Annotated in this window: 5 protein-coding genes; 4 read left to right on the forward strand and 1 reads right to left on the reverse strand. The window is 43.1% G+C overall.

Annotated elements, in window-relative coordinates; genetic code table 11:
* Positions 1-331: 331 nt before the first annotated feature.
* From ACFPPD_RS15745 to ACFPPD_RS15760, 4 genes are all read left to right on the forward strand, one after another.
* Positions 332-706, forward strand: coding sequence for a BlaI/MecI/CopY family transcriptional regulator (locus tag ACFPPD_RS15745; RefSeq protein ID WP_209750962.1), 375 nt, complete (start codon positions 332-334; stop codon positions 704-706).
* 54 nt (positions 707-760) lie between these two features.
* A complete protein-coding gene (locus ACFPPD_RS15750) occupies positions 761-2,824 on the forward strand; it encodes a M56 family metallopeptidase (RefSeq protein ID WP_378082613.1) in 2,064 nt (687 codons plus the stop codon).
* Between the two features lie 193 nt (positions 2,825-3,017).
* The gene (locus ACFPPD_RS15755; protein WP_209750966.1) at positions 3,018-3,668 is read left to right on the forward strand and encodes a hypothetical protein; all 651 of its coding nucleotides are present in this window, start codon (positions 3,018-3,020) and stop codon (positions 3,666-3,668) included.
* Positions 3,669-4,228: 560 nt separating this feature from the next.
* Positions 4,229-4,834 (forward strand): hypothetical protein, encoded by a 606-nt coding sequence (locus ACFPPD_RS15760; RefSeq protein ID WP_209750968.1) that lies wholly within the window; start codon positions 4,229-4,231, stop codon positions 4,832-4,834.
* A 163-nt stretch (positions 4,835-4,997) separates the two neighbouring features.
* On the opposite strand, the gene ACFPPD_RS15765 is transcribed toward ACFPPD_RS15760, so the two are convergent.
* Positions 4,998-5,585: a hypothetical protein gene (locus ACFPPD_RS15765; RefSeq protein ID WP_209750970.1), complete on the reverse strand. Its 588-nt coding sequence runs from the start codon at positions 5,583-5,585 to the stop codon at positions 4,998-5,000.
* Positions 5,586-6,000: the final 415 nt, after the last annotated feature.

The raw sequence follows: 6,000 nt of genomic DNA on the forward strand, positions 1-6,000 counted from the left end.
GAACTGTCCTACCCTTGTATAAAAATCACGATCCTCGGGATGACAATTTGAAACCCGTTTTGAAAGCCTACAAAGCTCCTTTCGAATGAGTAAGATACGTTCCATATAAGATTCTTCTTTTTCCATCGCATGAATTCTCCCCTCTCGATAACTACTAGTAAAGTGAATCACCATTGAAAAAAAACAACCCGCTCCACAACGGATAGGAGCGGGTCGGGTCACATTTATGATCAGAAAATCAATGTGCTGAGAAATATTGACATCAACATATTACAGTTGTAATATTGGAGAAGCATTACAATTGTAATATGAACTCTGAGGAGTGATGACGATGGCGAATCCCATGCCGAAAATCTCGGACGCAGAGTGGGAAGTCATGAAGATTCTCTGGGAAAATCCAAACTTTACTGCGAATGAAGTCATTGAAGCATTAAGAGGGAATTCTGAGTGGAAGCCCATAACCATTCGAACCATGATCAATCGTTTGGTTCAAAAATCAGCTGTCGGATATAGTTCTGATGGAAAGGTGTATTCCTATTATCCGCTCGTCCAACAAGAGGAGTGCCTTAGAGCCGAAACGATGTCATTTCTTAAACGAATTACCGGAGGGGCACTGAAACCAATGCTCATCCATTTCTTACGTGAAGAATCCTTATCCAAAGAGGACATCAACGAATTGAGAAATATCCTGGACGAAAAGATATAACGACTTTCTTGTACGGGCAATTGATAAAGTGCGGTTGCTCCTTAACGGAAGGGGATGGGTCATGTGCTAGGATCAACAAGTTACGCGGTGTTCCGATGGGTTCTTGATACGTCTCTCATGGCAGGCATGTTAGTTTTAATGATCGTTCTTATTAAATGGATGTTTAATACCAAGCTAAGCCTTAAACTCCATTACGCGTTGTGGATCGTACTTATTGCCCGGCTGTTACTTCCTTATGCACCCGAAAGCTCTCTGAGTGTATTTAACTTAATATCTGTTGATACTCCTCATGTGATCGAACCCTCACAAACAGATTTTTTTCCATCTCAGAATCCGCCTACAGAAATAACCGATCCCTCACCATCGCAAGGCAATAGCGAAATTGTTAATATCGGAGAGAAGAGTGAACGATTAGCCTCATTACCCGCTCCGGATGTTCTTTCCTTACAAAACTTTCCAAATCACATGACTCTAATGGATACCGTAGTTATCATTTGGCTGTTTGGAGCTCTAAGTATTGCAATTATTTTGTATCGCATGAACCACAAATTCAGTTCTAAAATTCGAAAGGGTAAGCGGATAAACGATGCAACCGTTCTCCACATTTATGAGGAATGTAAAGCGCGACTAGGCGTGAAAGCTGAGATCCCCCTCGTTGAGACAGATGCGGTAACCGGCCCTACTTTGTTCGGTGTCTTCCGCGCAAAGCTACTCATGCCAATGAATTCACGAGAGTTGTTCCAACCCGACGAACTTAACTACATCTTTGTTCATGAGCTATCCCATTTTCGCCGGAAGGATATTGCACTCAACGGACTATTTTCATGCTTACTGGTTGTTCACTGGTTTAACCCTCTATTATGGTATGCCTTTTACCGAATGCGCGAAGACCAAGAGCTTGCTTGTGATTCGTTGGCTCTATCCTTTGTTGATCCGGAAAAAATCAATGATTATGGGCATACTATTATTCGTGTGCTTGAAACTTACTCGAAGGGTTATCGATCTACCAGCATTGCTCATTTTTCCTCAATCAAATCCCAGCTGAAAAGAAGGATTCTTATGATCAAATATTTCAGCAAAAATAGTTATCGCCTGTCATTCGTCGGTCTTCTGCTTATCCTTGTGCTATGCGGCTGCGTTCTTACGAATCCTAAAACTGACAAAACGAATAGCTCGAACATTGTTCCGACCACATCTTCTTTAAATTCCAAAGGAAGCGAACAACAACATGAAGCAGGGGATATTCATATTTCCAAGAATATCCATGACGAATTGCCGGGATCGCTTACAAGCGAAACAACGCTTGGGCAAATCCGTATCGGAAATACGAAATCTGAAGTGTTTAGAACGCTTGGGGATCCCGATATACGTTCCGATGACGAACAAACGGGATATGAGAAGTGGATCTATAATAAACATGCCTTAACCGTTCAGTTCTTTCGAATTTCAAAAGCTATGCCAGTAAGTAGCGTCGTTGACATAATAATTAAGGAGGGTTCGGATCTCATAACAGATACTGGCATAGGCATTTCGTCTACCGTTGATCAGATTCAAAAGTTTTATCCGGAATTAAATACAAATGAAGCAACTACAACAATATGGATTAACGGTAACAATGCAAGCGAGGGGAAAGGATATTATCCTACCCTGAAATTTGAAATGAAAGGTAATTCTGTTAGAGAAATTGAATTAACGAATCGCGGAGTAGATCCCGGTCCTATACAACAGCAGCCACTGAGCTTAGCCGATCTTGAAATCGGAGGGATCAGAATTGGAGGGGATATAGATGATGTTATCGCAAAATACGGCCAACCAAGCGAAAAAACAATTGCTCACGGCTTAGGTTCTCCTTATTGGATCTTTAAGAAACAAGGTCTAGCGATCGACTTTGGAGGTCCAATTTGGCAAATATGGACCGGTAAGCCTTTTCGTGGAAGTACGCCTCGCGGCATCCGAATAGGGAGTACAAAAGAGGATGTTATAAAAGCCTATCCAGACATGATTATGGGAAGTTCGGGTATTCAAAAATCGACTGATGAGCAATACAGCATACAAATTGGATTCACAGATGATAAGGTGTCAAACATTCTAATTTCACAAGAAATTGTATTACAGTGACATATCACAATAAAATTATAAGAGCGCCGTATGCCCGTTAAGGGAGTACGGTGCTTTTTGGGTTGTTTTTGAATCAATCCAATCCACTTTACTTATAGAAGAAAGTAATCTAATTGTTCAACGAGATTGGAGAGTTTCTTGAACAATTAATTCTCCGTTTATTTTCTTACTACAATCCTTGGAGGAATCCAGTATGGCATGTGCATCAAATATTAATTCGTTCGTCAATTACACGGTTTCCTATTACACTGGCACACTTCCACCAAACACCTATACTGTTCTGGACTTAGCAAAATGGGTATCTTATCAAAGTCACCTTAGTCCTTATACTGGTTCCATTCCAGTCTCTCTCATTCTTGGCCAATGGGGATTCGAGATGGGCTGGAACGGCTCTGAACTGTCGGCTCGCTATAATCCTGGAAATCAAGATAGCGTGTGTGGGTATTCCGGAACAAAAGATACCAGCAACCCGACTCCGGGAAAACGAGTGTCGTTTTCCAATATTGTACAGGGTGTATCTGCCTATGCCCACTTGCTTATCGCAGGGTGGAAATGTGTTGCCACTGCGTACGCTGCTGGTGGAACAAGCACAGCTGCAGGTTTGAGCAGAGCATGCGATGCTATCGCGAATGGTTATGACAGCGCACAGAATGATCCAAGCACTTATTGCACGTCTGGATCTTATGCCGAAAATAGCGTGGCTACCAAACGCATTTGGGCAACAGCTGGATATCCGGGCTTATATAGTACCATTTCTAGTTCCAATAATACCTGTTTGAATGTGCATAACTATGTTCAAACCGGGAATCCGAACTTGGCTGGATTTAGCAATATCGTTTGGTAATGGCTGAAATGCATTGATAGAGTTGATGTTGTTATAAGATGGCACCCATAGATTGGACGCTTAGAAATAAGGTGTTCGGGCAGTGGGTGCCTTTTTGTATACTGGAAAGCTGTTTATGCGATGACCCCGCCACCTTCTGACGAAGGTTGTTGTCCCAGAGCTTGGATCATCTGCAGCATCTTGCGTACATAGAAGGATGGCATTCATCCAAAACACAAGCAGGATGCGAAGAACATAGTCCATGGAGTGGAAATAAGGCAAAAGGAAGGTCGACAGAATCGAAACAGTCTTTCTGCAATCCGGACATAACAAGCGGCAAATTGGAATTCGAACCACCAATCTTCAATCGCATTTCGTTCATAAAATCCATGTCGTACTAAACGAATCCCTCCGCTGTAATTTGCTAAAATCTTAGCAAATTACAGCGGCATTCTATGGCGAATGGTTCTTGTAGTCAAATGGAAACTTTTGTGACTTTCAAACGTCTTAATTTATGGGAACTGCCGAACTAGCTCTAGAACTTAGTCATCTACCCATTTCATTAAGTGGAGGGACGATTATTGAAACGTAATTTATTTATCATGAACGCATTATTACTCGCTGTATTGTTAGCCGGCTGTGATCAGTACAGTAAGGGAAATGTAAAGCTTAGCGACACATCTAAAGAAAGTATGGCTGCGACACCTAACGTGGAAGTCAATGATAAAATCACTCAATTACAGCAGGAGCTCACCAAGGTGACTGCTGAATTAAAAGAAAAAGACGCTCAAATCATTGCTCTTCAAAATAGCGCAAATCAGTCCAATATCGTAAAAGATCAGTTTATGATCATGCAAGAAAAAGAAGCAAAAATGTTTCAAGCTGCTAAGGAGATTTCTGCAGGGAATCTCCCGGTTAAAAAAGACTTCGGCGATCCGGAACGGAATAAGATATTGGCGAGTATTGATTACAATAGTTTAGATTTAGCGGATAATGAAATTCTACTCTATGTTTCCGTTGGTTATGAGAATGAGAAAGTAGATGAAACGAAGCCGCTAACCGTAAATCTCACGGGTTATATACATGATGATAACCCAGAGGCGATCACAGGGCTGAGGCAAATGTCACTAACAATTGAAAAGAAAAATGGGAAATGGGTTGTAACGAATTTTGCCAAAGGCAACTAGACTTTGCATGGAAAAGGAGCCGTCCGGATGAAACATTGCCGGATGGCTCCTTTGTCGTTCGATTAGAACTGGTTCGTATTGATGGTCACTTGATGCTGAATGAGGATTTTACCTTGTTCGCCGGTATTGAAGAGCGCAATGTAATCATCAAAATCATACGTGGTTAAGCAACCTTCGGATCCACGTTCGGTAATATAACCACGGTGGGAGTTAACCCCCGTGATCGTAAAGCCGGGAGAATCCGTCGTTTTGTTGATGAGGGCCGGCAATCCCGATTCGTCGTTCCCAGCACATAGAGGTTCAGAGCCTTGTAACCACCCGACATTGGGTGCGTGCCGACTACGAACTTATAGGTACCTGGTGCAACGGTATCGAAGCTTTCCATCTTGTTTGGCAGCGTGCTCGCCCGTTGGAAGACGCCAAGAATGTCGCCGTTTCGATAAATGACGCTCATTGCCCCATACAGACCTTTTCCCGTGTGGAAATTCGCCGCATGAACAAATCCATTTGTCGCGTAATCGAGATCATGCTTGCCGCCCGTGCAAGTCGTCGTGGCGCCAGTGAAGTCGATCGATTTCAGACTCACTTTCGTCGAGTTATAACCTTGAGGTGTAGCGGGGTCGCCACCTTGGTAGGAACCCGAACCTTCGAATCTGAACTCCACGATTCCCATCTTGTCAGCTAGAGACGTCGTCGAGCTCAGCGCCCAGTTGATCACCGTTCCGATTGCATCGTATTGCCGTTTGGTCAACTGTGCTTTGAACGTCTCTCGTAGCCCGTTGAGATTCCCGTAAATCTTGGACGTGAGATTCGGCTCAGACGTGTCGGAAATGTAAGACGGGGAGTTGTTCAAGATTTTGTACGCGTTGTACGAATACCGACCGTTTGTAACTACGGTAGAACTTGTGTACATAGGATACACCACCCTTCCGCTTATTGGTTTGGTTTCCGACTTGTCTTGGGATGGCCCAGTGCGCAGTGTATCCCTCACCATGCACCTAGGAAGGCAAGTCATGATCGAGACCTACGGATTTCCTGCCAATCACTCATCCGGTGTGATTGGATTGGAGCGTCTTATGGTATTAAAGTGTAGTGGCTATCCGATAAAACAACCTTCTACAATATATTTTTGTTGGACGTTTATAGATGGTTCCGAGACTCGAAAG

It is taken from the genome of Cohnella suwonensis (genome assembly GCF_042655365.1).
GTDB lineage: Bacteria > Bacillota > Bacilli > Paenibacillales > Paenibacillaceae > Cohnella > Cohnella suwonensis.